The sequence below is a fragment of the Bacillus sp. NTK074B genome (genome assembly GCF_017303375.1).
Lineage (GTDB): Bacteria > Bacillota > Bacilli > Bacillales > Bacillaceae_B > Rossellomorea.
In genome coordinates, this window is record NZ_JAFKOH010000115.1 from 1 (window position 1) to 264 (window position 264).

The 264-nt window shown below is 47.3% G+C and carries 1 protein-coding gene; it reads left to right on the forward strand.

The annotated features are described in order from the left end of the window. The coding region (locus tag JI667_RS21645) for a diguanylate cyclase (RefSeq protein WP_206858527.1) at positions 1-178 on the forward strand (178 nt) is incomplete at its 5' end. Positions 179-264 lie beyond the last annotated feature (86 nt).

Here is a 264-nt window from a genome sequence, read left to right on the forward strand (position 1 = left end):
CTTCAATGATCTTGAAAATGGGAATCGACAGGTGATCTACATCACTGCTAGTATTGGAGTAGCGACTGCACCTGATCAAGGTGAAGATACTCAGACGCTGATTCGAAATGCGGACCGTGCGATGTATACCGGAGCAAAGCAGCAGGGGAGAAACCGTGTTGCGAGTTATGTCGGATGACGAAAACCCGCTCTTCACCAAAGGTGAAGAGCGGGTTTTTAATAGTGGAAGAAGATCTACTTTTTCGTACGATTGAGTGGGACTGG